This window comes from Peribacillus sp. NPDC006672, assembly GCF_050274955.1.
In the GTDB taxonomy this organism is placed as follows: Bacteria; Bacillota; Bacilli; order Bacillales; family DSM-1321; genus Peribacillus.
The window spans coordinates 70,812-97,722 of sequence record NZ_JBNNOR010000015.1; the positions used below are offsets into that span (position 1 = coordinate 70,812).

The following is a 26,911-nucleotide window of genomic DNA, read 5'->3' on the forward strand; positions in this document are numbered from 1 at the left end:
CAAAAAGTCTATTCCTTTTTCTTGATTGTCTCCCTAAAAGGAAATCCTAAATCTATTATACCTAAAAATCGTACGGCCGTTATAATAATCGGAATCGGCAACAGTAAAGAAAACACCACGATTAAAACAGGTATGGCTTTAGCCCATGACTTCACATGAGCGATATAAAATATCAGAGAATACCCTTGTAATAAAATGAAGAACTGCAAGATGAAAAATAGGTTCGTTATGGCCATATATACAAAACTGTTCTTGTCCGTATTCACAAAAAGAGCAAGAAGCATCGTAATTAAATAATACCATAAAAGGCTTTTCGGAAGTCGAAGATCTCGAAAATGAGGCCATTTTAACGTCTTGTGGCTGAACCTCTTCACAATGGGATGTGCAGCCAGGAAAATCACTAATACCATCATGACGGACATCAAGACGAACAGACTTGGCAGCAATGTGTAAAACATATCGATGAAATCATTCATCCGCGTTTTGATTTTTTCCGTCTGTGCCTGCTCAAGAGAACCCATGATATTAACCGGATTCTCAACGGATTGCTTAAGCATGTTCAACGCCATTTCTATGTAATTCACATTCGTTATCAACACGGAGGCTGCATATATTATGATGGCGCCTCCCAAGAACACAAGGACTGCACTTATGAACGCAGTTGCCATCGGTTTATCCTTCTTCAAGCAATAGCCGATCGCAATTCCCGTTGCTCCCATAAGTAAGGTAAGCGGAACAGACAATATCGTCCCGATGAGGATCGACAATAGCGAAGCGATGAAAAGGTAACCCATGCTCCATGAAAGCTTTTGCTTGATTGCGAACAGAATGAAGGGGACGGGCAAAAAGAAAAATGTGACTATACTCAATAGTGGGACATAGATGGTAATGAACAGTAAAATGCTATATAGTGCTAAAAGGGCTCCGCCCTCCGCAACTCGTCTCCCGTTATTCATATTTTTCACCCCCCGTTATTATTTAAAATTAATGTCTTATCTTCATCTTTATATTGTATCCGTTACGGCTAGGATATTTCAAACATCACATTCTTTTTTAGGATATGATTATTTTTTGTAAGGAAAACACCCATTTAAATTCCTTTTATAAATAAAAAAACCGCAATTCAGCGGTTTTCAGGCATAAGAAATTAACTTATAAAAAAGGCACATTAAGGATAACTCCTCAATGTGCCAATTCATTATTATTCACCAGATACATATGGAAGTAATGCCATAGTACGTGAGCGTTTAATAGCAATCGTTAATTTACGTTGATATTTAGCGCTTGTGCCAGTTACACGACGTGGTAAAATTTTACCGCGTTCTGAGACGAATTTTTTAAGAAGATCTGTATCTTTGTAATCAATTTTAGTGATTCCGTTAGATGTGAAATAACAAACCTTTTTACGCTTACCGCGTCCTTTACGTCCACCCATTGCCATAATAAATTTCCCTCCCTGCTTTTTAAATTTTCATTTTAAACGGCTGTTTAAAATGGAAGATCGTCATCTGAAATGTCGATTGTTTTACCGTCATTTGCAAATGGATCATCATCTACACGAGTGTAGTTGTTATTGCTCCGTTGATTCTGATTAGGATTTTGTCCATACGAATTGTTGTCATTTCCGTTATTATTGTTACCATAACTTTTTTGACCTCCACCGTAAGAACCGCCTTCATTTCTTTCACCCGCTGAACTGCTTCGTGGTTCAAGGAATTGAACGCTCTCAGCCAGAATCTCCGTCACATATACGCGTTTGCCGTCTTGTCCTTCATAATTACGTGTTTGGACACGTCCATCCACGCCAGCTAAACTGCCCTTTTTCAAGAAGTTAGCTACATTTTCTGCCGGTTTACGCCAAACTACACAGTTAATGAAATCCGCTTCACGTTCACCCTGCTGATTCGTAAAACTACGGTTCACAGCTAAAGTAAAGGTAGCTACAGGAACTCCATTAGGTGTATATCGTAATTCAGGATCTTTAGTTAAGCGTCCTACCAAAACTACGCGATTCATCATCAGAATCAACCCCTAGGTTTCAAACTTGTTTCACGTGAAACAAGTTTAGAATTTATATTAAATATTGGATTAGACTTCTTCTCTAGTAGCCATGTGGCGAATAATGTCTTCACTGATTTTAGCAAGACGATCGAATTCTTGAATCGCAGCACTTTCAGCGTTAACTTTAAGAAGCATGTAGTAACCATCACGGAAATCATTGATTTCGTATGCAAGACGGCGTTTACCCCATTCTTTTGCTTCTACTTCCGCACCATTATCAGAAAGGATTGTGTTGAAACGTTCAACTAAAGCTTTTTTAGCTTCTTCCTCAATGTTTGGACGGATGATATACATAATTTCGTATTTTCTCATCACTGTCACCTCCTTTTGGTCTAAGCGGCCCAATTGGGCAAGGAGCAATTATTTATAATTACTCACAAGATAAAATTATAGCATAGTTAAAGAGGCTTTGCAACGAACGGCTCGACTTATTACAATTAATTGAAATCTAATGATTAAAGGCCCAAAAAGGACCCTACATATGGGAAATGTAGGGTCCTTTTTAACACTTAAACGTTGAAACGGAAATGAATTACATCGCCATCGTTAACGATGTATTCTTTTCCTTCTAGTCGAACTTTTCCTGCTTCTTTTGCAGCACTATGACTACCCGCTTCAAGCAAATCGGTATAAGAAACGATTTCGGCACGGATGAAACCACGTTCGAAGTCCGTATGAATGACACCTGCACATTGAGGGGCTTTCATCCCTTTTCGGAATGTCCATGCACGCACTTCCTGTACACCAGCTGTAAAGTATGTTGCCAATCCGAGCAGATTATATGAAGCACGGATCAACTGGTCAAGACCAGACTCTTCGATGCCAAGTTCAGATAGGAACATTTCCTTTTCTTCACCTTCAAGCTCTGCAATTTCTTCTTCGATTTTGGCACAAATTACGATTACTTCTGCATTTTCCTTCGCAGCATATTCACGAACTTGCTGAACATATTCATTATCGTCAGCATTAGCCACTTCATCTTCGCTTACATTCGCCACATAAAGAGTCGGCTTCGCCGTAAGCAAGTGCATGCCCTTCACCATTTTTTGCTGTTCTTCGGTAAATTCAACTGAACGGGCGGGCCTTTCATCTTCCAATGCTTCTTTTAAAGCCACAAGAATTTCATGCTCAGCCACTGCGCCTTTATCTTTTTGCTTGGCCATTTTTCCAACACGGTCGATGCGTTTGTCAACGGATTCCAAATCTGCCAGGATCAATTCAAGATTGATGACTTCGATATCATCGATTGGATTTACTTTTCCAGAAACATGAGTAATGTTATCGTCTGCGAAACAACGGACAACCTGACAAATTGCATCCACTTGACGAATATGGGAAAGGAATTTATTTCCAAGACCTTCTCCTTTACTGGCTCCTTTTACAATCCCGGCGATATCAGTGAATTCAAATGCTGTCGGAACCGTTTTTTTCGGTTTAACCAATTCTGTCAATTTTTGCAGACGGTGATCTGGCACTTCCACAATCCCGACGTTTGGGTCAATCGTACAGAAAGGATAGTTGGCAGATTCCGCACCTGCCTGAGTAATTGCATTAAATAAAGTGGATTTACCTACGTTAGGCAAACCTACTATACCAGCTGTTAAAGCCATTTATATTTCACTCCTTCAAGATAATTCGTACATATGGAAAAAAGTCTGATCTTCTATAAAGACCATCCAATTACCTAAACCTTTCCCAATTATAGATTTGGCTTCCTAAAAAGACAAGTAAATCATGAGAAACGCAGGACTGCCTTCACTCAAAAAAAAAGCATGATCACTCCTCATGCTTTTGTAGAACTTTTTTCATTTTCTTCGCGAATTCACGTCGAGGCAGCATTACGCTATGACCGCAGCCTTCACATTTTATCCGGATATCCATACCAATCCGAATGATTTTCCACTTATTTATTCCACAGGGATGTGGTTTTTTCATTTCTACAATATCCTTAAGCGCAAACTCTTTTTCTTCCATAACCATGAGCCCCCTAATTCCTATGACTCGCTGCCATTGTACGTAGATTTAATCCCACTTAAATCAAGCGCAGCACTTATTTCTTTTCTTAGTATTCTACTCATTTCGACATGATGCATCGGTTTTGTTTCAGCAGTAACCCGTAAGACAACTTCATCAGGACTTATCGCTTCAATTCCTAAAAACTCAGGTACTTTGACTAAGAAGTCATATTTACCTTCCATATTATTCAAAGTTTGAATGAGTACCCTCTCAGCAAGTTCTACTGATCCATCATTAGGTATAGATACATCCACAACAGCCTTACTATTTAATATAGAATAATTTGTAACTTGAACAATACTACCATTAGGTATGAGGTGCAATTCTCCTGCGCTACTTTTAATCTTTGTTGTACGAAGCCCGATTTCGAGAACTTCACCCTCAAATGTATTAATTTTAATATAGTCCCCAACCGAGAAGTGATCTTCAAAAATCACAAAGAATCCTGTGATAATATCTTTGACCAAACTTTGGGCACCAAACCCAACTGCCAAACCAAGAATCCCAGCTCCAGCCAGCAAAGCCTTTACATCAAATGAGAAAATTTCAAGAATCATTATCAAGGCAATGAAATTGATAACATAAGTAATAATATTTTCCAGTAACTTAATGAGTGTCGTTTCTCTGCGCTCTGAAACGCGAATAGGACTTCTTAAGCGAACCGCGAAAAATTTATTTATAACCGTCTTTCCTATTCTAATAATAATACGTGATAACAGGAGAACAAGGAAGATTTTAATGATTCCTTCTCCTAATAGTAACCATAATTTTTCATCCATTACCTCTTTTGTAACGTTTTCATAAATGCGATTCATCTTTTCCTCCTGGCTAATCTAAAATTCTGCAAAACTTTTATATTTTCTCTATGTCTTTCCCATAACGGCTTATTCCTCTACCCCTCATGCTGTGAGATAACCCGAATAGGAGAAGTTTTCTCTATTTTATCAATAAATAAGGGTTTCTGTACAAAAAAAATATGGGTATATAGGTAAAAGAAATAGAAGATTTTTTCCAGTTAATCAAGTGATTTTTTACTAGAGTGTATAAATGAAAGCAATTGGTAGAGGAAGAAAAGTCCATCCATTTCCCCTGCACCTGTTTGCAAGTTCTACAAAAATTTCCCTCATCCATTACGTTAAATACCGTATATTTTTCCCTTTTTATCCGTATACTGTAATACCAAATAAAGTGAAGGAGTTGAGCCGATGAATCTGAATTCTAGTCTATTTAATAATAATAAAAATAGATTGAGCCGCATCCTGCATGAAGATACGGATGCATCCAAACAAATTTCCCAAGAATTAATCAACCTTCTACCAACTGGAAAGCCTCAAACAATCGTCATCGTCTGTATAGGTACAGACCGTTCTACAGGCGATTCCCTCGGGCCACTTGTCGGCACTCTGCTAAATGAAAAAGCTGAAAACAGTTCTTCTTCGTTCCATGTTTATGGTACTCTAGATGATCCTATACATGCGATGAATTTGCAGGAAAAATTAAATGAAATAAAAAAGATTCATACCAATCCATTTATAGTCGGAATCGATGCTTGCTTAGGGAAGATGAAAAGCGTCGGTATTGTTCAAATCGGTGAAGGACCAGTGAAACCAGGTGCTGGGGTCAATAAAGATCTTCCTTCCGTTGGAAATGCCCATATAACAGGAATCGTGAATGTAAGTGGCTTCATGGAGTTTATGGTCTTGCAAAACACTCGTCTTAATCTTGTGCTAAAAATGGCCAAAACCATCGCCGAGGGAATTTATGAAGCACAAAATCATTATCCAGTAAAACCTTCCATCACTCCTTTCAAATGGTCATTCAAGCAAGAGAAAACCCTTTGATCAGTTTTGCTGATCAAAAAAAGAAGGAAGGGATTATCCCCTTCCTTCTTTTATTTAAAAATAATACATGATTGTAACTAAAATGGCGGTGATCATTATGCCAGGAAGCATATTAGCCACCCTTATTTTGGTGACACCGATAATATTCAAACCAATTGCTAAAATCATGACTCCCCCAGTTGCCGTCATTTCCAGTATGAAGGAATCCATTAAAGCAGTTGGGATCAGCGTATTTATCTGTCTTGAAAAAATCGCTATGAAGCCCTCATAAAGAATGACCGGAAATGCCGAAAAAAGTACTCCTATGCCAAGCGTACTGGCGAGGACCAGTGCTGTAAATCCATCGATGATCGCTTTTGTTATCAAAACGTCATGATCATTCCGGATACCGCTATCCAATGCACCGATAATGGCCATCGCCCCAATGCCAAATATGAGCGTAGCCGTTACAAACCCCTGAGATATCGAAGTTCCTTCTTTCGCCTTCATCCTGCGTTCAATCCAATTGCCTAAGGAATTTAGCCTAGCCTCAAGATTCATCCATTCCCCAAGGACAGCCCCTCCAACAATACTTAAAATGACAATAAGGAATTTATCACTTTTAAGCCCCATCTGCACGCCTAAGACCATGACGGCTAAACCAATTCCACTCATGACCGTTTCTTTTATCTTTTCAGGTATATTTTGCAAAAACCTTCCTAAAATCGAACCGATTAAAATGCAGGCGCCATTCACCAAAGCCCCAAATAATACCATCTTATTCACCTAATTTTCTACAGTAAAAAATAGATTAAACCTCTGTTGCCACTTTTTTTCATAAAGGCGATCTAAGAGGAAAGGTTCTCTTGATCGATCAAGTCCAAAATTCTCTCTAAATCTTCTTTTGAAAAGAATTCGATTTCTATTTTCCCTTTTTTCTTGCTTTGTTTTATCGTTACGCTCGTTCCCAGTCTTTCACGCAGACTTGACTCGCGTTGCTTTATGAATATATCTTTTTTATCCTGTTTCTTAGGTTTGGTTTCACGTGAAACGGTATTATTCAATTGATGTATATATTGCTCTAGCTGTCTGACATTCATTCCTTCTTTGAGGATTTTATCCACTACTGGCTTAAGCATCTCCTTTTTCTTTAAACCCAGTAATGCTCGGCCATGCCCCATGGAAATTTCCCCTTCGGAGATATAACTTCTAATCCCTTCAGGCAAAGATAGCAATCTTACATAGTTCGCGATATGGGGTCGGCTTTTACCCAATCTATTGGCAAGCTGTTCCTGGGTAAAATCCAATTTTTCAAGGAGTGTCTGATAAGCAGCAGCTTCCTCAATTGGATTTAAATCTTCCCGTTGCAGGTTTTCCAAAATCGCCAGTTCCATCATCTGCTGTTCATTCAATTCCCTCACAACAACCGGAACTGTCTTTAAACCGGCTTCCTTGGCAGCACGATAACGCCTCTCCCCAGCAACGATTTCATAGCCCTTAATACTTTTCCGGGCAATAATCGGCTGTAATATCCCATGTTCCATGATAGATTGCTTTAATTCTTCTATAGCTTCAAGTCGGAAGCTCTTTCGGGGCTGATAAGGATTTGGCCTTAATTCCCTTAATTTGATTTCGCGCACGATTTCATCTTTACTGATATCCCCATTGGTGAAAAGTGCGTTAAGTCCTTTGCCAAGTCCTTTAGCCATTTGATACCACTTCCTTTGCCAGTTCTAGATAGACCTCCGCTCCTCGTGACTTTGGATCATATATAATTATTGGTTCTCCATGGCTCGGTGCTTCACTCAAACGGACATTGCGGGGGATGATGGTTTGATAGACTTTATCCTGAAAGTATTTTTTGACTTCTTCTATAACCTGGAGACCTAAATTTGTCCTGGCATCCAACATCGTCAATAGAACACCCTCGATTTTCAAATCATGGTTCAAATGCTTTTGGACGAGACGAACCGTATTCAAGAGTTGACTCAGGCCCTCCAATGCATAATATTCACATTGTACAGGAATCAAAACCGCATCTGCTGCCGTTAATGCATTAAGCGTAAGCAAGCCCAATGATGGAGGACAGTCAATCACGATGTAATCATATTGACTTTGCACCTCTTCTAATGCCCTTTTTAATCGGACTTCCCTTGAGATGGTTGGAACAAGTTCAATTTCAGCACCTGCAAGTTGAATTGTCGCAGGTATAGCATATAAGTTTTCTACCTTTGTTTCCATGATGACGGTACTGGCTTCGACATCATCAACCAATACATCATAAATACATTGTTCCACATCCGCTTTATCAATACCTGCACCGCTTGTCGCATTTCCCTGCGGATCGATATCGACCATTAAGACTTTCTGTCCTATGTATGCAAGACAGGCACTTAGACTGACAGAAGTTGTCGTTTTTCCAACACCGCCTTTTTGATTGGCAATGGCGAGAATCTTACCCACGAATTCACCTGCTTTCAACTATCTTCATCACGCTATATCTATTAACTTTTACCGTAAATCCATTTATTTCTTTCTATTTTATCATGAATGTTACTGGAAGAAATCGTTTTCTGAAATTCTCTTAAAATTTGAAATTTATCTAAACAGCATTAAAAAACCGGGAAAAATTGAATCATTTTTAGGGTGTAAAATGCGAGTTCTTGGCAACAAAATAAAAAAAGCTTGGTAATCGGAGACTACCAAGCAGGGTTAAGGATAGGGAATCAAGTTTTTTTCTTAGGTATTTTAATCGTAAACTGATAATACTCCTCGAATTCTTCTTCCTCTGCATCCAAATTTATTCCATTGTCTGTTACCATACTGAGTGATTGGCGTATAGTATTCACGGCAATCCTCATGTCTTTACTAAACGCTTTTCGTTTAGGTTTCGGCTTCTGCACAGTACCCGTCAAGAGCTTGACGACCATCTCTTCGGTCTGCTTGACGTTTAACCCTTTTTCGATGATTTCCAAAAGCAGTTTAAGCTGCTTTTCAGGACTCTTTAACGGTATCAACGAGCGTGCATGGCGTTCCGTAATTTTCTTTTGAAGAAGAGCATCTTGAACTTCCTGGGGCAGCTTAAGCAACCGAAGCTTATTTGCCACGGTAGATTGTCCTATTCCCAGTCTTTGTGCCAGAGCTTCTTGGGTTAGACTATGCAGCTCCAATAGTTTGCCGTAGGCCAAAGCTTCTTCAATCGGTGTAAGTTCCTCTCGCTGAAGGTTTTCTATCAGCGCAACGGAAGCTGTTTCTGTATCGGTGAAATCTTTGATTATTGCAGGTGCCAATTCCCAGCCAAGCTTTTGCATGGCTCGAAAACGACGTTCACCTGCAATGATTTCATATTTTCCCTGTCCATATGCCCTTACTACAATTGGCTGAATGATCCCATGTGTATGAATCGTTTGAGCCAATTCAGCAATTTTATCGTCATTAAAAACGGTCCTTGGTTGAAATCGATTAGGCACAATATCAGAAATGGAAATTTTTCTTATCTCTTCATTATTATTGCTAGGTGTCTCCATCTCAAGTTGCTGTTCTTCTTTTTCGCCAAACCCAAAGAACCGCGAAAAAGGATGCTTCATCTTCCTACACCACCTTTTAAAACTCCCAAATAACATATTCTCTATTTATAGGACAAGTCCTGCATACATTTCCCGACATGGTTATACATATGGTCTTCACTGTAAAAAACATGTCGACTGGCGTCATCTAGGCAAAAAAGAAGAATGAACGGCCAGTTTTTATACATATCGGCCGGCTTGCCCAAGATTATTTCCCTGAATTCAAAAAGAAAAATCGCCGACTTATAGCCCTGCTGGAAAAGAAGGCACACGTTTGAAATTGTACCGAAAAAATCATGTTGCTTATACAGTATTGAATGAAACTAACAAGATCATCGTTTATAGTAAATATGAAACCTACCTCATCGGTATAAAGGTCATTCGATAGGCTGCTTATTCGGTGTCCCTGGTTTTCTTGGATATTTTTTAGGAGTCTTCTTCACTTTTTTTACAGTAATGATGTTTCTTTCACTATTTTCCTCTGGCAATGTGAAAGGATGAATTTCTTCAATTTCTCCGCCTAATGTAAAAATGGCCTTCTTCCCAGTGTCCATTTCATCTTGTGCACTAGCAGCTTTCATGGCAATGAACGTCCCATCTGGTTTAACAAGCGGCAAACATAGTTCACTTAAAACGGACATCCTGGCTACCGCTCTTGCCATTACAATATTATAGGATTCGCGATGCTCCGGTTTTTGAGCGAAGGTTTCCGCCCGGTCATGATAGAAGGAAACTCCCTTTAATTGCAAAGACTCAGCAAGGTGATTCAAAAAAGAGATTCGCTTATTCAAAGAATCTACAATCGATACGTGGATATCAGGGAAACAAATCTTCAATGGAATACTCGGAAATCCAGCTCCAGCCCCGACATCGCAAATTCGATAAGATTTGTTAAAGTCGAAATAGAAGGCTGCACTGATTGAATCATAAAAATGCTTTAGATAAACTTCTTCTTTATTAGTGATGGCTGTTAAGTTCATTTTTTCGTTCCATTCAACCAATAATCGATAATAAGTGTCAAACTGATCAAGCTGGCGAGGAGAAAGCTCGATCCCTTTCTCCTGCAGTGCTTGTTGGAACTGTTCAATATTCATGTTTTCTTCAATCCTTTTCGGGTATTTCCATTACTGAGATACTCTGGCAATCTTACCTTGTTCCAAATAAACAAGCAAAATGGAAACATCAGCGGGATTCACACCGGAAATTCTTGAAGCCTGGGCTACTGATAGCGGGTGGACCTGCTTTAATTTTTGGCGTGCTTCCGTTGCTAGACCAGAAATTGCATCATAATCGATATTCTCTGGAATCTTTTTATTCTCCATTTTTTTCAGACGATCGACTTGCTGCAAGGATTTTTCGATATATCCTTCATACTTGATCTGAATTTCGACCTGTTCCGTCACATCATCGCTTAGTTCGACATCACTTGGAGCCAGCTTCTGAATATGGGAATAATCCATTTCAGGCCGTTTCAATAAATCGGAGGCACGGATTCCATCCTTCAGCTCACTGCCGCCACTTGCTGTAATGACTTCTTGTACCTCTTTGGTCGGTTTGATGAAGTTTGATTTTAGTCGTTCCTTCTCCATTTCAACCGCTTCTTTTTTCATAAGGAAACGATTGTAGCGTTCTTCTTTGATCATTCCGATATTGAATCCAATTTCCGTTAAGCGTAAATCGGCATTATCATGACGCAATAATAAACGGTATTCTGCACGTGAAGTCAGCAAACGGTATGGTTCATTCGTGCCTTTCGTTACAAGGTCATCAATGAGAACACCAATATAGGCATCCGAACGGCTTAAAATCAGTTCTTCCTTACCTATTGCATTCAATCCGGCATTAATACCGGCCATAAGCCCTTGTCCAGCTGCTTCCTCATAACCGGACGTACCGTTAATTTGTCCAGCAGTATACAGGTTTTTAACCTTTTTCGTTTCCAATGTAGGCCATAGCTGAGTAGGGACGATCGCATCATATTCAATTGCGTATCCCGCACGCATCATTTCCGCCTTCTCGAGCCCTGGGATCGTTTGAAGGATCTTCACTTGTACATCTTCAGGCAGACTAGTGGACAGCCCTTGTACATACACTTCCTTTGTATTGCGTCCTTCAGGTTCAAGGAAGATTTGGTGACGTGGTTTATCATTGAAACGAACGACCTTATCTTCTATCGATGGGCAATAACGAGGTCCCGTTCCCTTTATCATTCCGGAATACATTGGCGAACGGTGTAGATTCTCATCAATAAGCTGATGTGTCCCCTCATTTGTGTACGTTAGCCAGCATGGCAATTGATCAGTGATGAACTTTGTGGTTTCATAAGAAAATGCACGTGGCACTTCATCACCAGGCTGAATTTCCGTTTTGCTGTAATCTATGGAAGAACTATTGACACGCGGTGGTGTTCCTGTTTTAAAACGGACCAAATCGAATCCTAACTGCTCTAGATGTTCAGAAAGCCTGATGGAAGGCTGCTGATTATTAGGACCGCTTGAATACTTCAATTCCCCTAAAATGATTTCACCGCGTAAATATGTTCCCGTCGTGATTACGACAGTTTTCGCACGATATACCGCACCTGTTTTAGTAATGACACCCGTACAAACGTCGTTTTCAACAATTAATTCCTCAACCATTCCTTGAATCAATGTCAAATTTTCTTGGTCTTCTATCGTCTTTTTCATTTCTTGCTGATAGAGAAATTTATCTGCCTGTGCCCGTAAAGCACGAACAGCAGGACCTTTAGCCGTATTCAGCATCCTCATTTGGATATGGGTCTTGTCGATATTTTTTCCCATTTCACCGCCTAAAGCGTCAATTTCCCTAACAACTATCCCTTTTGCCGGCCCACCAACGGACGGATTGCATGGCATAAAGGCGACCATATCCAAGTTAATGGTGATCATCAATGTTTTAGCTCCGACTCTAGCAGCTGCAAGGCCTGCTTCACTACCTGCATGACCAGCACCAATAACAATGACATCATAGCTACCTGCTTCGTATTGCATATCCTTTTCCTCCTTTTACGCTTATTTTCCTAAACAAAATTGTGAGAACAATTGGTTGATCAAATTATCCTGAACGCTTTCACCAATGATTTCTCCAAGGAGCTCCCATGCTTTCGTGAAGTCAATTTGAACCAAATCAACTGGCGTACCCATTTCAATAGCTTCGATTGCGTCTTCGATTGATTGTAATGCCTGTCCTAGCAAGGCTATATGCCTGGCATTCGAAACATAGGTCAGGTCTCCCGTTTCTAAAGAACCCTCAAAAAATAAAGAAGCGATGGCTTCTTCCAATTCATCGACCCCTTGATCCTCAAGTAATGAAGTGGAAACGACTTTATGTGATGCCGCCTTTTCCTTAACCTTTGCCGAATCGATTTTCTGTGGAAGATCGGTTTTATTGATGATAACGATAACATCCATTCCCTCAACAGCCTGGAATAGTTTCTCATCTTCAGTTGTAAAATCATCGGAATAGTTCAATACAAGTAATATTAGATCTGCCTCTTTTAATACTGCACGGGACCGTTCAACTCCAATTCGTTCAACGATATCTTCCGTTTCGCGAATTCCTGCTGTATCTACAAGTTTAAGCGGTACACCGCGAACATTGACATACTCTTCAATTACGTCACGTGTTGTACCTGGAATATCAGTGACAATTGCTTTATTTTCATGAACCAAACTGTTAAGCAAAGAAGATTTCCCGACATTAGGGCGCCCTATGATAACCGTAGCAAGCCCATCTCGCAGGATTTTCCCTTGTTGGGCCGTGTGAAGCAGTTTCTCAATTTCAGTCTTCACATAACTACCTTTTTCCAAAAATAAACGATGTGTCATTTCTTCGACATCATCATATTCCGGATAATCTATGTTTACCTCGACTTGAGCGAGGGTCTGTAATATTTCTTGACGTAGGTTCTGGATTAATTTCGAAAGCCGGCCTTCCATTTGACCTAATGCCACATTCATGGCTTTATCCGTTTTAGCCCGGATTAAATCCATAACGGCCTCTGCTTGAGAAAGATCGATCCTTCCATTTAAAAAAGCCCGTTTCGTAAATTCACCTGGTTCTGCCAAACGAGCACCTTGTGAGAGAATAAGCTGTAATACCCGATTGACCGAAACGATTCCACCGTGACAATTTATTTCAACAACATCTTCTCTTGTAAATGTCTTTGGACCTTTCATAACCGAAACCATGACTTCCTCTATGATTTCACCAGTTTTAGGCTGGATAAGATGGCCATAATGAATCGTATGTGATTTCACTTCAAGCAATCCTTTTCCACCTGGTCCTTTAAAGATCCTGTCGGCTATTTCTATGGCCTCATCACCGCTGATTCTAACAATGGCGATTGCCCCTTCCCCTAAGGGAGTAGAGATAGCGGTGATTGTATCGAATTCCATGCTTTCACCTCTTATATATTGATGTTTCTATTTTTTTCTGATAATAAAATCTCGAATCCCTAAATAACTACAATACCACAGTATATTCATGAAAAAAAGTAGATACTCCTTCCTTTCAAGAGTTATCCACACGCGATGAATCCATATTCTGTAACACTCATTTTAACTTATCCACATGTGAATAACAAATATCGCCCGTTTACTGATCATGAGAATAATAAAAAGAATTATGTCGGTTATTGTTGAATTAATCCTTTATAAAAAAATATTCGACATACAACGATATCATGTCCTAAAAAAAAGAACCCCTGCTTAAAAGCAGAAGGTTCATTTGAGCGGAGTAATGACTAAATGGCGATATGGTTCCGTCCCACTTGAAGTTGTTTTTATTTTTGGATAATGCAGGAGAGCATTATGGATGACTTTACGTTCATAGGACGGCATTGGCTCCAGTGAAACAGCTTTACCTGTTTTCAGAGCTTTATTTGCCATTCTTCCAGCCAATTGGATTAAAGTTTCATTGCGGCGATTTCGATAATCTTCTGCATCTACAGTAATATTCAAGAACTGCTTCGAATATCGATTTGCAACCAGCTGCGCTAAATACTGAAGGGAGTTTAGTGTTTGACCCCTTTTTCCAATTAATAATGCAATTTTATCACCTGATAAATGAAATGTTACGTTCTTACCTTTTCGTTGGACATCAATTTCTGCATTGACTCCCATTTCCACGCTGACATTCTTCAAAAATTTAAGTGTCTCTTCAATGGGATCGGCAGGCAATGTCACATGGACAATTGCCTTCCTTGCACCAAATAAACCAAAAAATCCTTTTTTGCCTTCATCTTCTATTTCAATCTCCACGCGATCCTTAGTGCTGTTCAGTTGAGCTAAAGCTAAATTTACTGCTTCTTCGACAGATTGTCCTGTAGCAGTTACTTTTTTCACTTTTTCTTTGCCCCTCCCGCGTTTTCCGCAGCTGCTTTTCTAAGATCTGGACCTTTAATGAAATATGTTTGAACGATACCAAAAAGGTTACCTACTACCCAGTAAAGAGAAAGAGCAGCGGGGAAATTAATAGCAAAAACAACAATCATTATTGGCATGATGTAAAGCATCATCGTCATTTGTGCCGCCATTTGTGGATTGGAGTTCATTCCAGCCATGGACATCTTTTGCTGGATAAAAGTCGTAATACCTGCAACAACCGGTAAAATATAATAAGGATCCGGGGAACCTAAATCAAACCAAAGAAAACTATGTAAAGCAATTTCTTCCGTACGGCTGATGGCATGGTAAAATCCGATCAAAATCGGCATTTGCACCACTATCGGCAAACATCCCGCCAATGGATTCACATTATATTTTGAAAATAAAGCCATCGTTTCTTGCTGTAGTTTTTGTTGTGTGGCAGCATCTTTTGAGCTGTATTTTGCTTGAAGTTCTTTCATCTCAGGCTGGATGGCCTGCATTGCTTTCGAGCTTTTCACCTGTTTGATCATAAGTGGAAGTAATGCTAAGCGAATAATTAATGTGACACCGATGATACCCAAACCATAGTTTTCGCCAAATGTTTCAGAAAGCCAAATGATTAGGGCTGATAATGGATAGACGATGTATGAATTCCAGAAACCTTCACTATCCGCAGTAATCGGTTCTTTAATTTCCGTACACCCAGCTAACAGCATCATTATCGAGGCTAGTCCAATAATGAGTAATATTCGTTTTTTCAACCGTATTTTCCTCCTAACTTCAATCAATCTTTTTTTGAAACAATTGTGAACTGCTCATTAGCGGATCTCAAGGAAAAATCCCCACTATTTTCACAGTTCCAATAGGAATTTTCTATGTCATCTTTTTCAAGTTACTACATGATCCGAGGAGTGCTTAATATTCGGTATAAAGGGGACTTTATTGTTTTTTCATTTTAAAGTTTAGTGATTTAGAACGTTTCAGGACATGGATCAAGCTGCTTTTCACCTGGAAAAAGTCCATCTCCGCCGCAGGTTTTCGAGCAATCACAATATAATCCTTACCCTCTTCTATATCTTCTTTCAATTCCAAAAACGCTTGCCGTATGTATCTTTTAATTTGGTTCCTTACAACGGCGTTGCCGATTTTTTTACTGACTGAAAGGCCGATCCGAAAATAATCCTGACCTGGCTTTTCAAGGACATAGACAACGAATTGCCGATTAGCAGAAGATTCACCTTTTTTAAACACAAGCTGAAATTCGTCCTCTTTCTTAATCCTTAACTTTTTTTTCATTTTTACACCTTCATTACATGAATTGAGTCTCAGTAAATCCCTTATTTTGCGAAAAAAGACCACTGAGACTTTTCAGTGGTCTATGCAGATAATACTTTTCTGCCCTTACGGCGACGTGCAGCGATTACTCTACGTCCGTTTTTCGTGCTCATACGTGCACGGAAACCGTGAACTTTACTATGTTTGCGGTTATTCGGTTGATAAGTTCTTTTCATTATATGACACCTCCCTGAGGAATAACAGTTAAAGACAGTCTTTACAATTATATAGATGGAGGTTTCTACTTGTCAACCTCATCCATAAAAATATTTCTTTTTAATGCTCAATGTCCAGTAGGCCTTTTTTTACTACCTAGCCTATTGTAAATGATTTTGCTCCGAACTGATATAGAAATTTTTGGGGAGAGGGGAATTTCCATCAATTTTTCCATGAACACATATATTAAATTCCCAAGGTATCTTCCTGATCGACATGGCATTCGACAAATAATAAGAATTAATCTAAATCATCTTTAAAATGTTCCATTCGGTTTTTTCGCGGTTTTCCGGGGAACTTGATTCATCCAAAATAAATTATTCCGAGCCTATAATTATGGTCTGTGGATAAAATTCGACATGTTTTTTTCTATCCACAACCCTTTTCATAGACTTTTGCACATAACAATAGCCTGTGGAAAAGTTTTTCCCACAAGCTCGGTAAGTTGTGGATAAAGTTTTCTAACCCATTGCAAGACGCCTGAATTTCTGATATTATATTTGTGTTTTCACTCTGAATAACTTTATCAACTGGTATCGGTTATCCACAGACTGTGTATAACATGTGGATAGTTTATCCGACCTGTGTATATTAATATGTCCACAGATGGTGGATATTGTCGAAAACCCTTTTTCCTTCTTTATTATATATTTCTTAACATACCTGTTGATGAATAAAAATCCAAACCTACACCTGGTTACCAGATGTAGTCTGTACAAAGGTTGTACAGCGCTAGATATAGTTATAGGGAATTCACATTACAACACACAAATCCCTACAGCTCACCGAACCTTTGCTGTCAAAATTTATATAAAGACGGCAATCGATGAGTTTATTTGTGCCTATACATTTAAGATTCTATTAATAAAAATAATTTGCAAAGGAGGGATAAGTTTGGATAACATCGATAGCCTCTGGAACCAGGCGCTAGGAAAAATCGAAAAAAAAATCAGTAAACCAAGCTTTGAAACTTGGCTTAAATCAACCAAGGCTTATTTACTGCAAGGTGATACATTAACAGTCACCGCCCCCAATGAATTTGCCAGGGATTGGCTTGAAGAACGCTATTCCCATCTTATTTCTGATGTATTGTTTGAACTTACCGGTGAGGAATTGGAAGCAAAATTCATCATTCCCCCAAATCAAGAAGATGATGATTTTACCGTTCCTGTTCAACCTAAAAAGATAAAAAAACAGGATAAAGACCATGCTGCATTTCCACAGCATATGCTGAATGCGAAAAACACTTTCGATACATTTGTCATCGGCTCCGGCAATCGTTTTGCCCATGCCGCGTCTCTCGCTGTCGCAGAAGCTCCTGCCAAAGCCTATAATCCCTTATTTATATACGGAGGCGTAGGCCTAGGGAAAACCCATTTAATGCATGCAATCGGACATTATGTTCTTGAGCATAATCCTAATGCTAAGGTCGTTTATTTATCATCTGAAAAATTCACGAATGAATTCATCAACTCAATCCGGGATAATAAAGCTGGGGAATTCCGTGATAGATACCGAAGCGTAGATGTTTTATTAATTGATGATATTCAATTTCTTGCGGGAAAAGAACAAACTCAAGAAGAGTTTTTTCATACATTCAATGCGTTGCATGAAGAAAGCAAACAGATCGTCATCTCGAGTGACCGTCCACCAAAAGAGATCCCTACACTTGAGGATCGCCTCCGCTCCAGGTTTGAGTGGGGTTTGATCACGGATATCACACCTCCTGATCTAGAAACGCGGATTGCTATATTGCGTAAAAAGGCAAAAGCTGAGGGTCTTGATATCCCGAATGAAGTCATGCTCTATATTGCCAACCAAATCGATTCCAATATTCGTGAGCTTGAAGGTGCACTCATTCGTGTCGTCGCTTATTCTTCATTAATTAATAAGGATATTAATGCCGATTTAGCAGCCGAAGCATTAAAAGACATCATCCCAAGCTCCAAACCTAAGATAATCACCATCTTAGAAATCCAAAAAACAGTTGGTGAGCATTATAGTGTGAAATTGGAGGATTTCAAGGCGAAAAAACGGACTAAATCCGTAGCCTTTCCAAGACAGATTGCCATGTATCTTTCCAGGGAGTTAACGGACTCATCCCTGCCTAAGATTGGAGATGAATTTGGAGGTCGCGATCATACGACCGTCATCCATGCGCATGAAAAAATTTCTAAGCTCATGCAAACGGACACCCAGCTACAACGTCAGGTTAAGGAAATCCAGGAACAGCTGAGGGTATAATCAATTCTGGATAATGTGTATAACTGACGACAACTTACACACAGTCTGTCCACAAGTGGATGGACTGTTTTTCCTTAGGTTGATTGGACTTATCCACATATCAACAGGCCCTACTACTATTACTACTATCTTTTTTAATAAAAATTATTAATAAATATGCCTATTTGGCAATAATAAATTGGAGGATGAAACATGAGATTTATAATCCAAAGAGATCGATTAGTTCATAGTGTCCAAGAAGTAATGAAGGCAGTCACATCAAGAACGACGATTCCAATTCTAACGGGGATAAAAATAAGCGTTACTAGTGAGGGTGTCACTTTAACAGGAAGCGATTCAGATATCTCCATTCAATCATTCATTCCTGCTGAAGTCGACGGCGATGAGATTGTTGAAGTGAAAAGTAGCGGCGGTATTGTCCTGAATGCCCGTTTTTTCAGTGAAATTGTTAAAAAGCTGCCGATGGATACTGTAGAAATTGAAGTGGAAAACAACTTTCAAACGATTATCCGCTCAGGTAAAGCCGAATTTAATTTAAATGGACTGGATCCCGAGGAATATCCACATCTTCCAATCATTGAAGAAGAAAATATTTTCAAACTCCCGACGGACCTTTTAAAGACCCTTATTCGCCAAACGGGTTTTGCAGTGTCCACGTCAGAAACACGCCCCATCTTAACAGGTGTAAACTTAAAGGTTCAGGATGATGAATTGACCTGTATTGCAACAGACAGTCATAGGCTGGCAATGAGAACGGCCAAAATAGAAAATAAAATTACAGGGACCTATAGCGTTGTAATCCCAGGTAAAAGCCTGAATGAGTTGAGTAAAATCCTTGATGATACTAACGAACTCATTGAAATCGTCATTACCGAAAACCAAGTACTTTTCAAAGCTGAAAATTTATTATTCTTCTCTAGATTACTTGAAGGGAACTATCCCGATACATCACGATTGATTCCATCGGATAGCAAAACAGATGTGACTGTTCATACAAAGGATTTTCTCCAAGCTATTGACAGGGCATCTTTATTGGCGAGGGAAGGAAGAAATAATGTCGTCAAATTGACAACACTGGAAGGACGGATAATCGAAGTCTCTTCCAATACACCTGAAATTGGTAAAGTAATCGAGGAAGTTCAGGCAGAAGCCATTGAAGGTGAAGATCTGAAAATCTCATTCAGTGCTAAATTTGTTATGGATGCTTTAAAGGCATTGGAAGGTTCCGAGATCAAAATTAATTTCACCGGTGCAATGCGTCCGTTTGTCATTCGTCCACTACATGATGATTCCATGCTGCAATTAATCCTTCCTGTAAGGACTTATTAATTTAAAATAATATTTCAAAATAATTAAAGGCTTGTTAAGCAGGTCTTTAATTTTTTTATATTTAAACATAGGTTCCAAAAGATTTTTTAACATTTTTTTAATACTGTATGGAACTCAAAACCGCTAAAAACAAGAGCTGAAAATGCTATACTTTGTCTTAATGGCATTTATTTAGTAAAATGAAATATTAAAGACTACTTAGAAATGAGTGAGGCATAATGGACTCCATAAAAATAAGCACAGAATATATTACGCTTGGACAATTCTTGAAATTGGCTGATTTGATCCAAAGCGGAGGAATGTCGAAATGGTTCTTAAGTGAATACGAGGTTTACATTAATGGCGAATTAGACGTGAGAAGAGGCAGGAAATTAAGATCAGGTGATAAAATAGAGATTCCTGGATTTGGCGCCTACACAATTTCAAGCTAAAACATAAGGGAAGAGCGGAATATGTATATTGAAAATATAAGTTTGAAAAATTACCGCAACTATACCGAACTGAATCTGACTTTTGAAAATAAAGTCAATGTAATCCTCGGCGAAAATGCTCAAGGAAAAACAAATGTCATGGAATCTATTTTCGTTTTAGCAATGGCAAAATCCCATCGGACCTCAAATGATAAAGAACTTATTCGCTGGGATGAAGAGTATGCTAAAATAGAAGGTAGAGTTAGAAAGAGAAATACCTCAATACCACTTGAGCTGACCATTTCAAAAAAAGGGAAAAAGGCGAAGTGCAACCATATTGAACAAAGAAAATTGAGTCAATATGTCGGAAATATGAATGTGGTCATGTTTGCGCCTGAGGATCTTAACCTTGTGAAGGGAAGTCCTCTAGTCAGACGCCGTTTTATAGATATGGAAATTGGCCAGGTTTCTCCCGTATACCTTCATGATATGAGCCAATATCATAAAATACTTCAACAAAGAAATCATTACTTAAAGCTTCTGCAGACCCGGAAACAAACGGATACGACGATGCTTGACGTGCTGACTGATCAATTTATTCAGTATGCAGCGAAAATTGTCGAAAGAAGATACGAGTTTCTTTTAAAGCTCCAGCAATGGGCAGAGCCGATTCACTCGGGGATCTCCAGAAATCTAGAAGTATTGAAAATCCAATATAAACCGTCGCTTGATGTATCAGAATCTATGGATTTGACGAAAATGATAGAAGTATACACAGAAAAATTTGATAAAATAAAAACAAGGGAAATTGAACGTGGTGTAACACTGGTAGGTCCTCATCGTGACGACCTGGTTTTTTTTGTGAATGACCGTGATGTCCAGACTTATGGTTCACAAGGACAACAACGTACAACTGCCCTGTCCTTGAAACTTGCCGAAATTGAGCTGATCCATGAAGAAATAGGCGAGTATCCCATTTTATTATTGGATGATGTGTTATCGGAACTTGACGATTTCCGTCAATCTCATTTACTGAATACGATACAAGGGAAAGTGCAAACATTTGTGACGACACCCTCCGTTGATGGAATCGATCATCAAACCCTAAGAGAAGCGTCCACCTTTTATGTTAGTCAAGGAAGTATAAAAAAGGTTAAATGATGAGGTGAATGTATGTATCTCCATATTGGTGAAGACATTCTTGTGAAAACGGACGATGTCATAGCCATTTTAGATAAGAAGCTGCTCCAGGCCTCTCCAATCATGAGTGAATTTTTGGAGAAAAAGTCTGATGTAACTTACCATTTAGAAAAAAACTCGGTTAAGTCGATTGTGGTGACGGATAAACAGGTCTATTATTCACCGCTTGCGTCGTCCACTTTGAAAAAGCGTTCACTGCAGCCATCGCTCTTAATCGATGATATAGATATTCTTTGAATTGTAGCTAAAACGTTATAATCACTCCTGAAAAATTTGATAAATGCCAAAAGAAAAGTGTAGGTGATACGAATGACAATGGAACAAAAAGAAGTACAAGCTCAGGCATACGATGAGAATCAGATACAGGTTTTAGAAGGCTTAGAAGCAGTTCGTAAACGTCCGGGGATGTATATCGGTACTACCTCTGCAAAAGGACTTCACCATCTTGTTTGGGAAATTGTCGATAATAGTATTGATGAGGCACTAGCTGGTTTCTGTACGGAAATCAAAGTGACGATCGAAGAAGATAATAGCATAACCGTAGTCGATAATGGACGGGGGATTCCAGTCGGTATCCAAGAAAAAATGGGACGGCCAGCTGTAGAAGTTATCATGACGGTCCTTCATGCGGGCGGTAAATTTGGCGGCGGAGGTTATAAAGTCTCCGGTGGTTTGCATGGTGTGGGGGCTTCAGTAGTTAATGCCTTATCCACGGTATTGGAAGTTTATGTTCATCGTGAAGGTAAAATCCATTATCAGCAATTTAACCGCGGTATCCCTAAAGAAGATTTGAAAATTATCGGGGAAACCGATCATACCGGCACGACTACACACTTCGTTCCGGATGGTGAAATCTTCACGGAAACCTTGGAATATGATTTCGATACATTAGCCACACGTATCCGTGAGCTTGCATTCCTGAATAAAGGCTTGAAGCTGATCATTGAAGATAAACGTGGGGAAGAAGAGAAAATCAGGGATTTCCACTATGAGGGCGGCATCAAATCTTATGTTGAGCATTTGAACCGTTCTAAAGAGGTATTGCATGAGGAACCGATTTTCATGGAAGGCGAGAAAGATGGAATTTCTGTTGAATTGGCATTGCAATATAACGACAGCTACATCAGTAATGTCTTTTCCTTTGCCAATAATATCCATACCTATGAAGGCGGTACACATGAATCTGGATTCAAGACTGCTTTAACCCGGGTCATCAATGATTATGCACGGAAAAATGGTCTTTTAAAAGAAGCTGATTCCAATTTCTCCGGTGAAGATGTCCGGGAAGGTTTAACGGCAATCATTTCGATTAAGCATCCTGAACCTCAATTTGAAGGACAGACGAAAACCAAACTGGGAAATTCTGAAGTAAGGACGGTTACTGATTCCATTCTTTCGGAAAGGCTTGATTCCTTCTTATACGAAAATCCTGCAGTGGCCCGAAAAATTATAGATAAAGGGCTGATGGCAGCAAGAGCACGTATGGCAGCCAAGAAGGCCCGTGAATTGACACGAAGGAAAAGTGCTTTGGAAGTATCCAATCTACCGGGGAAATTGGCGGATTGTTCATCTAAAGACCCGGCTATCAGCGAATTGTACATCGTTGAAGGAAACTCGGCGGGAGGCTCGGCTAAACAGGGACGGGACCGTCATTTCCAAGCTATTTTACCTTTAAGAGGTAAAATCCTGAATGTTGAAAAAGCGCGATTGGACAGAATCCTGCATAATGAAGAAATAGGCACGATCATCACAGCACTTGGAACAGGCATTGGTGATGAATTCAATATTGAAAAGGCCAGATATCATAAAATTGTTATCATGACCGATGCGGATGTCGATGGTGCCCATATCAGAACGCTGATGTTGACATTCTTCTACCGATATATGCGAAAAATTATCGAGTATGGGTATATATATATTGCCCAGCCGCCACTTTTCAAAATTCAGCAAGGGAAAAAAGTGGATTATGCCTATAATGATCGCCAGCTTGAAGAGATTATGGCGAGTTTGCCAAGTACTCCAAAGCCTAACCTGCAGCGCTATAAAGGGCTAGGGGAAATGAATCCAGAGCAATTATGGGAAACGACCATGAGCCCTGATACGAGAACGCTGCTCCAAGTCAGTTTGAAAGATGCTGCCGAGGCCGATGAAACTTTCGAGATGTTGATGGGCGATAAGGTGGAACCGCGACGTAACTTTATTGAGGAAAATGCAATTTATGTAAAAAATCTCGATATCTGATTTTTGACAGGATGCTTTTTACATCCTGTTCTTTACATAGTGCGTGAATAGTTAAAACTAAATGAGAGTATAAGCTTTTTATAGGAGGTTGGCTCCATGTCAGAAAATGAAAGATCAGGTGTAAAAGAAATAAATATAAGTACCGAGATGCGGACATCGTTTTTGGATTATGCGATGAGCGTTATCGTGTCTCGGGCTTTGCCTGATGTAAGGGACGGTTTAAAACCGGTACACCGAAGAATTCTCTATGCAATGAATGATCTTGGAATGACTTCGGATAAACCATTTAAAAAATCAGCACGTATTGTCGGTGAAGTAATCGGTAAATATCACCCGCATGGTGATTCTGCTGTATATGAAACGATGGTACGGATGGCTCAGCCGTTTAATTATCGCTATATGCTTGTCGATGGTCACGGGAATTTCGGTTCAGTCGATGGAGACCAAGCTGCCGCAATGAGGTACACGGAAGCAAGAATGTCGAAAATCTCGATGGAGTTACTTCGCGATTTAAATAAAGATACGGTTAATTTCCAGGATAACTACGATGGTTCAGAAAGAGAACCAGCTGTTATGCCTGCCCGCTTTCCGAACTTGTTAGTGAATGGTTCATCAGGTATAGCAGTAGGGATGGCAACCAATATTCCACCACATCAACTAGGTGAGGTAATTGACGGCGTATTGGCTTTAAGCAAGAATCCTGAAATTACAATTCCAGAGTTGATGGAATTCATCCCTGGTCCGGATTTTCCTACAGCCGGTTTAATTTTAGGACGAAGCGGAATTAGAAAGGCCTATGAAACTGGAAAAGGGTCAATCATCCAACGGGCGAAAGTCGAGATTGAAGAAAAGCCCAATGGTAAACAGGTAATCCTTGTTAAAGAAATCCCTTATCAAGTAAATAAAGCAAGATTGATTGAAAAAATTGCAGAACTTGCTCGAGATAAGAAAATTGAAGGCATTACTGATCTACGGGATGAATCGGATCGTAATGGCATGCGTATTGTCATGGAGCTTAGAAAGGATGTTAATGCAAATGTCCTTTTAAACAACCTTTATAAGCATACCGCGATGCAGACGACCTTCGGAATCAATCTGCTTGCTTTGGTGGACGGTCAGCCAAAAGTGCTGAATTTAAAACAATGCCTGCACTACTACTTAGAGCACCAGCAGGTGGTCATACGGCGCAGGACAGAATTTGAATTACGGAAAGCGGAAGCTCGTGCCCATATTTTAGAAGGTTTGCGTATTGCACTTGATAATTTGGATGCGGTCATTTCGTTAATCCGCGGTTCCCAAACGACGGAAATTGCCCGTGAAGGCTTAATGACACAATTCTCACTTTCCGAAAAACAGGCGCAAGCTATCCTGGATATGCGTTTACAGCGTTTGACTGGTCTGGAACGTGAAAAAATTGAAGATGAATACCAAGCATTAATGGCTATAATTGCAGAATATAAGGCCATTCTTGCTGATGAGGAAAAGGTTCTTGAAATTATTCGTGAAGAGCTTCTTGAAATTAAAGAACGCTTTAACGATATACGGAGAACTGAAATCACATTAGCCGGCTTTGAAAGCCTGGAAGATGAGGATTTAATCCCAGAGGAAAATATAATCGTGACACTTACTCATAACGGTTATATTAAACGCTTGCCTGCAACCACGTACCGCAGTCAAAAACGCGGGGGGCGTGGAATACAGGGCATGGGAACGAATACAGATGACTTTGTCGGTCACTTGTTAACCACTTCGACTCATGACACTCTATTATTCTTCACTAACAAAGGTAAAGTCTATCGTTCCAAAGGATATGAAATACCTGAGTATGGTAGGACGGCAAAAGGATTGCCACTTATCAACTTGTTGGAAGTCGATAAAGGCGAGTGGGTCAATGCAATCATACCGGTGAAAGAATTTGCCGATAATTGGTATTTATTCTTCACGACCAGACATGGGATATCAAAGCGTACTCCTTTGTCGTCTTTTGCAAATATCCGTAATAACGGTTTAATTGCTTTAGGTTTGCGTGAAGATGATGAATTGATCTCCGTGCGTCTTACGAATGGAGACAAACAGATCATAATTGGAACGAAATCCGGGATGATGATTCGTTTCCCTGAGACGGATGTACGGACAATGGGACGTACTGCAGCGGGAGTGAAAGGGATTTCCTTAAGGTCGAATGATGAAGTGGTCGGTATGGAAATTCTTGAAGATGATGAAGAGGTCCTGATCGTTACGAAAAACGGTTATGGAAAACGGACCTCTGCGGAAGAATACCGTATTCAAAGCCGTGGCGGCAAAGGGATCAAAACATGTAATGTCACTGAGAAAAACGGTGAACTTATAGCTGTTAAAACAGTTACAGGTATAGATGAGGATTTGATGTTGATTACAGCAGCTGGTGTATTGATCCGAATGGAAGTCGAAGGCATTTCTAAAACGGGCCGTAATACACAGGGGGTTAAACTCATTCGACTTGAATCAGCAGACAATGAATACGTTTCGACGGTAGCCATTGTTGGAAGAGAAGAAGAAGAAGAAATAGATGAGGAACAGAACCCAACAATAGATACGGTTTCTGACTCTGAACCTACTGTAATCGAAGAAAATGAAGAAACTGAAAAGGATACGGAAGAATAATTCTTCCATAACCAAGAGACCCAGGCAATCTAAGCTGGGTCTTTTTTATTTGCGTATTGGATGATTTTCAAAATGTGAATATCAAGCGACTGAATATGAGATTGTGGAGTATAAAAGATTATTAAATAAAACGGAAAGTCTAACCGCCAAGGATCATGAGGAGAATCACAATCATCCTATTTTTGAGCTATAAAATGATAAATCATTAAAGATATTTATTTATTTTAAAATAACTCTTGCTTTTATTTCTGATACTGGATATAATAACTAAGTCGACATCGAAAGAAAAAAAGTTGTTGACAAAAAATAATATAGTTGATATATTATTAAAGTCGTTTCTAAGCGAACGACAACGAAATTGCTCTTTGAAAACTGAACAAAACAAAGCGCCAACGTTAAATTTTAAGTGAGCACACACTATTAAAAAAGCAAAATGAGCA

At 39.5% G+C, this 26,911-nt stretch carries 26 protein-coding genes; 8 read left to right on the top strand and 18 right to left on the bottom strand.

Going from position 1 to position 26,911, the window contains the following annotated elements; all coding sequences use genetic code 11:
- Positions 1 to 8: 8 nt before the first annotated feature.
- From ACQKKK_RS20955 to ACQKKK_RS20985, 7 genes are all read right to left on the bottom strand, one after another.
- Positions 9 to 956: a YybS family protein gene (locus tag ACQKKK_RS20955; RefSeq protein WP_427618794.1), complete on the bottom strand. Its 948-nt coding sequence runs from the start codon at positions 954 to 956 to the stop codon at positions 9 to 11.
- Between the two features lie 245 nt (positions 957 to 1,201).
- Complete coding sequence (gene rpsR, locus ACQKKK_RS20960) at positions 1,202 to 1,441, bottom strand: 30S ribosomal protein S18 (protein ID WP_053348323.1); 240 nt, start codon at positions 1,439 to 1,441, stop codon at positions 1,202 to 1,204.
- A gap of 47 nt (positions 1,442 to 1,488) precedes the next feature.
- A complete protein-coding gene (ssb, locus tag ACQKKK_RS20965) occupies positions 1,489 to 2,019 on the bottom strand; it encodes a single-stranded DNA-binding protein (protein WP_289314145.1) in 531 nt (176 codons plus the stop codon).
- Between the two features lie 69 nt (positions 2,020 to 2,088).
- Complete coding sequence (gene rpsF, locus ACQKKK_RS20970; protein WP_034316153.1) at positions 2,089 to 2,373, bottom strand: 30S ribosomal protein S6; 285 nt, start codon at positions 2,371 to 2,373, stop codon at positions 2,089 to 2,091.
- 197 nt (positions 2,374 to 2,570) lie between these two features.
- Complete coding sequence (gene ychF / locus ACQKKK_RS20975; RefSeq protein WP_427618795.1) at positions 2,571 to 3,671, bottom strand: redox-regulated ATPase YchF; 1,101 nt, start codon at positions 3,669 to 3,671, stop codon at positions 2,571 to 2,573.
- A 166-nt stretch (positions 3,672 to 3,837) separates the two neighbouring features.
- Positions 3,838 to 4,035: a DUF951 domain-containing protein gene (locus tag ACQKKK_RS20980; RefSeq protein ID WP_427618797.1), complete on the bottom strand. Its 198-nt coding sequence runs from the start codon at positions 4,033 to 4,035 to the stop codon at positions 3,838 to 3,840.
- A 20-nt stretch (positions 4,036 to 4,055) separates the two neighbouring features.
- Positions 4,056 to 4,892 carry a mechanosensitive ion channel family protein gene (locus ACQKKK_RS20985; RefSeq protein WP_427618799.1) on the bottom strand — a complete coding sequence of 279 codons (837 nt, stop codon included), beginning with the start codon at positions 4,890 to 4,892 and terminating at the stop codon, positions 4,056 to 4,058.
- Between the two features lie 390 nt (positions 4,893 to 5,282).
- On the opposite strand from ACQKKK_RS20985, the gene yyaC reads away from it, so the two are divergent.
- Positions 5,283 to 5,918 (top strand): spore protease YyaC, encoded by a 636-nt coding sequence (yyaC, locus tag ACQKKK_RS20990; RefSeq protein ID WP_427618800.1) that lies wholly within the window; start codon positions 5,283 to 5,285, stop codon positions 5,916 to 5,918.
- A gap of 54 nt (positions 5,919 to 5,972) precedes the next feature.
- On the opposite strand, the gene ACQKKK_RS20995 is transcribed toward yyaC, so the two are convergent.
- From ACQKKK_RS20995 to rpmH, 11 genes are all read right to left on the bottom strand, one after another.
- Positions 5,973 to 6,674, bottom strand: a complete 702-nt coding sequence (locus ACQKKK_RS20995) for a DUF554 domain-containing protein (RefSeq protein WP_427618802.1) — start codon at positions 6,672 to 6,674, stop codon at positions 5,973 to 5,975.
- 71 nt (positions 6,675 to 6,745) lie between these two features.
- Complete coding sequence (locus ACQKKK_RS21000) at positions 6,746 to 7,606, bottom strand: ParB/RepB/Spo0J family partition protein (protein ID WP_427618804.1); 861 nt, start codon at positions 7,604 to 7,606, stop codon at positions 6,746 to 6,748.
- Positions 7,599 to 8,360 (bottom strand): ParA family protein, encoded by a 762-nt coding sequence (locus ACQKKK_RS21005; RefSeq protein WP_034316249.1) that lies wholly within the window; start codon positions 8,358 to 8,360, stop codon positions 7,599 to 7,601. Before ACQKKK_RS21005 ends, ACQKKK_RS21000 begins: the two co-directional genes overlap by 8 nt.
- A gap of 263 nt (positions 8,361 to 8,623) precedes the next feature.
- Positions 8,624 to 9,484: a nucleoid occlusion protein gene (noc, locus tag ACQKKK_RS21010; RefSeq protein WP_427618805.1), complete on the bottom strand. Its 861-nt coding sequence runs from the start codon at positions 9,482 to 9,484 to the stop codon at positions 8,624 to 8,626.
- 356 nt (positions 9,485 to 9,840) lie between these two features.
- A complete protein-coding gene (gene rsmG / locus ACQKKK_RS21015; protein WP_427618807.1) occupies positions 9,841 to 10,557 on the bottom strand; it encodes a 16S rRNA (guanine(527)-N(7))-methyltransferase RsmG in 717 nt (238 codons plus the stop codon).
- A 30-nt stretch (positions 10,558 to 10,587) separates the two neighbouring features.
- The gene (gene mnmG / locus ACQKKK_RS21020) at positions 10,588 to 12,474 is read right to left on the bottom strand and encodes a tRNA uridine-5-carboxymethylaminomethyl(34) synthesis enzyme MnmG (protein WP_427618809.1); all 1,887 of its coding nucleotides are present in this window, start codon (positions 12,472 to 12,474) and stop codon (positions 10,588 to 10,590) included.
- A gap of 21 nt (positions 12,475 to 12,495) precedes the next feature.
- Positions 12,496 to 13,881: a tRNA uridine-5-carboxymethylaminomethyl(34) synthesis GTPase MnmE gene (gene mnmE / locus ACQKKK_RS21025; protein WP_427618811.1), complete on the bottom strand. Its 1,386-nt coding sequence runs from the start codon at positions 13,879 to 13,881 to the stop codon at positions 12,496 to 12,498.
- 327 nt (positions 13,882 to 14,208) lie between these two features.
- Positions 14,209 to 14,829 carry an RNA-binding cell elongation regulator Jag/EloR gene (gene jag, locus ACQKKK_RS21030; RefSeq protein WP_427618813.1) on the bottom strand — a complete coding sequence of 207 codons (621 nt, stop codon included), beginning with the start codon at positions 14,827 to 14,829 and terminating at the stop codon, positions 14,209 to 14,211.
- Positions 14,826 to 15,614, bottom strand: coding sequence for a YidC family membrane integrase SpoIIIJ (gene spoIIIJ, locus ACQKKK_RS21035; protein WP_427618815.1), 789 nt, complete (start codon positions 15,612 to 15,614; stop codon positions 14,826 to 14,828). The genes jag and spoIIIJ overlap by 4 nt, the downstream gene beginning before the upstream one ends.
- Before the next feature lie 178 nt (positions 15,615 to 15,792).
- Positions 15,793 to 16,149 carry a ribonuclease P protein component gene (gene rnpA, locus ACQKKK_RS21040; RefSeq protein WP_063234313.1) on the bottom strand — a complete coding sequence of 119 codons (357 nt, stop codon included), beginning with the start codon at positions 16,147 to 16,149 and terminating at the stop codon, positions 15,793 to 15,795.
- 80 nt (positions 16,150 to 16,229) lie between these two features.
- Positions 16,230 to 16,364, bottom strand: a complete 135-nt coding sequence (gene rpmH / locus ACQKKK_RS21045; protein ID WP_034316183.1) for a 50S ribosomal protein L34 — start codon at positions 16,362 to 16,364, stop codon at positions 16,230 to 16,232.
- A 934-nt stretch (positions 16,365 to 17,298) separates the two neighbouring features.
- Here rpmH and dnaA point away from each other — a divergent pair.
- From dnaA to gyrA, 7 genes are all read left to right on the top strand, one after another.
- Positions 17,299 to 18,648 carry a chromosomal replication initiator protein DnaA gene (dnaA, locus tag ACQKKK_RS21050; protein WP_427618817.1) on the top strand — a complete coding sequence of 450 codons (1,350 nt, stop codon included), beginning with the start codon at positions 17,299 to 17,301 and terminating at the stop codon, positions 18,646 to 18,648.
- Between the two features lie 192 nt (positions 18,649 to 18,840).
- Entirely contained in the window at positions 18,841 to 19,977 is a 1,137-nt protein-coding gene (gene dnaN / locus ACQKKK_RS21055) for a DNA polymerase III subunit beta (RefSeq protein ID WP_427618819.1), read from the top strand.
- 218 nt (positions 19,978 to 20,195) lie between these two features.
- Positions 20,196 to 20,408, top strand: coding sequence for a S4 domain-containing protein YaaA (yaaA, locus tag ACQKKK_RS21060; RefSeq protein WP_427618821.1), 213 nt, complete (start codon positions 20,196 to 20,198; stop codon positions 20,406 to 20,408).
- Positions 20,409 to 20,429: 21 nt separating this feature from the next.
- Entirely contained in the window at positions 20,430 to 21,548 is a 1,119-nt protein-coding gene (gene recF, locus ACQKKK_RS21065) for a DNA replication/repair protein RecF (RefSeq protein WP_048687943.1), read from the top strand.
- 12 nt (positions 21,549 to 21,560) lie between these two features.
- Complete coding sequence (gene remB, locus ACQKKK_RS21070) at positions 21,561 to 21,824, top strand: extracellular matrix regulator RemB (RefSeq protein ID WP_061440301.1); 264 nt, start codon at positions 21,561 to 21,563, stop codon at positions 21,822 to 21,824.
- Between the two features lie 78 nt (positions 21,825 to 21,902).
- Positions 21,903 to 23,828, top strand: a complete 1,926-nt coding sequence (gene gyrB / locus ACQKKK_RS21075) for a DNA gyrase subunit B (protein WP_427618824.1) — start codon at positions 21,903 to 21,905, stop codon at positions 23,826 to 23,828.
- 96 nt (positions 23,829 to 23,924) lie between these two features.
- A complete protein-coding gene (gene gyrA, locus ACQKKK_RS21080; protein ID WP_427618822.1) occupies positions 23,925 to 26,471 on the top strand; it encodes a DNA gyrase subunit A in 2,547 nt (848 codons plus the stop codon).
- The last annotated feature ends 440 nt before the right edge of the window (positions 26,472 to 26,911 follow it).